Below are 2,387 nucleotides of genomic sequence, written 5' to 3'. Positions count from 1 at the left end.
GCGTCGGCGATCCGCTTTTCCGCCGCCTGGCGAGCCTGTGCGCGAGAAATATCGTCAATATGCAGCAGCGAGGCGACATGGCGGATATAGGCATCCTCGATATCGCTTTTTTCGCCATCAGCCAGCGCGACCCGGTACAAGCCTTCAATGATGGAAATCCGCTCCGCAATCGGCAGCTTCTTCACATGCTTGGTAAACTGGTGGGAACCGACCGCCTCTTCAGCCAAGGCTTCGCCTTCGGCCAGCACGGCATCTGCCTTGTCTGCATCGAATTTGAACGCTTCCAACAGGATTTCAGCGATCATGTCGCTTTCAATGTTCACATAGACCCCATCGGACAGGGCAGCCTCGACAAGTAGCGCCGCAGCCGCGACTTGCGGGTCCATCGGTCTCTCGGCAGGCGTTTTCTGCCGGAACAGATTTTTCAGCGTGTTCATCATGTGTCGGTCTCCAGCGTCGTGTACATTGCCGCCGCCTCTTCTGCCGGCCCTCTCCGAGTGCCCAGATCCAGCACTTCGACGGTCCTGATATGCGCGCCTCGCGCCAGCGTGACAACATCTCCAACGCAAATAGCGGCGCCCGGCTTGTTGACGCGCCGGGTCTGGCCATTGCGGGTCAATCGGACGCCCCGCTTGCGAATATACGATCCGGACAGGGCGCGAGTCTTGAAAAACCGTGTCCGCCACAGCCACACATCAAGGCGCAGCGTTGGCGTGTCCGTCATTGAAAGGGCTTGTACTCGAAGCTCGTATCAGCTGCGCTTTCAGCGGCGGCATCCGGCTTGGGTTTTGGCTTGCGTTTCTTTTTCTTTGGTTTGCTAGCCGCCCGCTTGGGCTCCGGCAGCAGGGCTGCGAGCGCCGCGAACGGGCTGTCCGGGTCCGGCTGGCGCGACTGCGGGGCACTGCGGGAATTGGACCGCCCGCCCCCGCCTTGCTGTTTTGGTCCGCGTGGACCTTTCGGGCCTTTGCCACCGGCATTCTGATCTCGGCCGCGCTGGGGCCGCCCGCCTTCAGACCGCCCCTCGGGACGGGCGCGGGACGCATAGCGCCACAAAGTAACGGCATCCGTTTCCTTGTCCTTTTCCGCAGGCGCAAGGCCAAAGCCTTTCAACACGGCGGGCCAGTCATCGGCAGGGCAAGAGACGACGGAAGCCAGGTCGATCTCGATGGGGAATGCGTTCTTCGAGGCTTCCTTGCGGCGCTTGGCGATCTCCCAGCCGAGACGTTCGGCAAGGTCTGCGCGCACGGCCCGGCGGCCGAAACGAAGATAGCCATTGGCGGCAAGCGCCTCTTCCGGCCATGTGCCATCAAGCGCAAATGACCCGGCCCCCTCGGGTGCCAGTGGGAAAGGCTGACCTTCAAACACAGCGCGCAGAATGGCGATCATGCGCTGGCCTGCAGGCTTTTGCGCATCCGGCACATGTGCCGCGACACGGCCTGCTCTCACCCCAATGCCTTTGAGGGCTTCACGCTGGTCGCCGGTCAGACGCAGACTTGGGTCATCCTGGCGAAGATCAACCGCAGCCCCGGTTTCAAGAAGACGGAAGGCAATCCCGCGCGCGAGACCTTCCAGCGCATCGCCCGCTTTTTCAACGGCCAGCTTTGTATGAGTTGGCAGGATCTTGGCGGTCTCGGCCGCGGCCCATTGCTCCAGCCGCTGGCGCGCAGCTTCACGCTCGGCCGGGTCGACTTCGGATGCGCCGACAATCTCGACGCGCGGCGCCATCCAGCTCGATCCCTTGGCCAGATGGGCCACGGGCGAATTGATGTGTTCGATCTGGCCTTCATCATTCAGTTTGAACGCATCATCCGGCGCCGCCACGATCAGCGACAGGCGTTCCAGGATCAGCGGGCGCACAGCGGCCTGGGCTGCGCTGCGCACCGCCTTGCCTTCGAGCGTACGGGCATCAAGAACAGGTTCGAAGGTCAGGCCTTTCAGGCGTCCAACGACATGGCCTTCCACACGGACATCACCTTCCGGGGTCAATTCGGTCACGAGGGCGTCTTCCTTCTTCAGGCTGGCAAGCAAAGCGGTGGTTCGCCGGTCCACGAACCGGGCAGTCAGCGCTTCGTGTAGCGCGTCTGACAGGGAGTCTTCAATCTCTCGTGTTCGATCCTGCCATTTTTCCGGGTTTTCCAGCCAGTCAGGCCGATGGGCGGCATAGGTCCAGGTCCGTATATTGGCAAGCCGCTGCTGCAGCTTCGCAATATCGCCCTGGGTCGATGAAAGATCATCCAGACGGCGCTCCAGCCCCTTGTCGGCAAGGCGCGCATCCGGATTGGCGAGCGTTTCAGCAAGGCCCAGCACGAGCCGCGCATGGCCTTCCGGCCCGGCTTTGCGGAAGTCTGGCAGGCGGGCCAGATCCCATAGCCGCCGCACTTCGCGCG

At 62.5% G+C, this 2,387-nt stretch carries 2 protein-coding genes and 1 pseudogene; all 3 read right to left on the bottom strand.

Annotated features, from left to right (window positions below; genetic code table 11):
• Positions 1–440: TerB family tellurite resistance protein (locus tag B4F73_RS01890; RefSeq protein ID WP_290482381.1), on the bottom strand; the 440-nt coding region annotated here is incomplete at its 3' end.
• Positions 437–724, bottom strand: coding sequence for an RNA-binding S4 domain-containing protein (locus tag B4F73_RS01885; RefSeq protein WP_290482380.1), 288 nt, complete (start codon positions 722–724; stop codon positions 437–439). The genes B4F73_RS01885 and B4F73_RS01890, both read right to left, overlap by 4 nt.
• Positions 721–2,387: pseudogene (locus B4F73_RS01880) on the bottom strand (helicase); the annotation flags it as partial. The gene B4F73_RS01885 and the pseudogene B4F73_RS01880, both read right to left, overlap by 4 nt.

This window comes from Hyphomonas sp. UBA3601 (assembly GCF_002375605.1).
Lineage (GTDB): Bacteria > Pseudomonadota > Alphaproteobacteria > Caulobacterales > Hyphomonadaceae > Hyphomonas.
The sequence above is the reverse complement of the archived record's forward strand: the minus strand, read 5'-3'. Positions and strand labels throughout refer to the sequence as shown.

Bases quoted from the DNA above. Each gene is read 5' to 3' on its own strand.
- B4F73_RS01885 (WP_290482380.1), bottom strand. From the start codon at position 724: ATGACGGACACGCCAACGCTGCGCCTTGATGTGTGGCTGTGGCGGACA.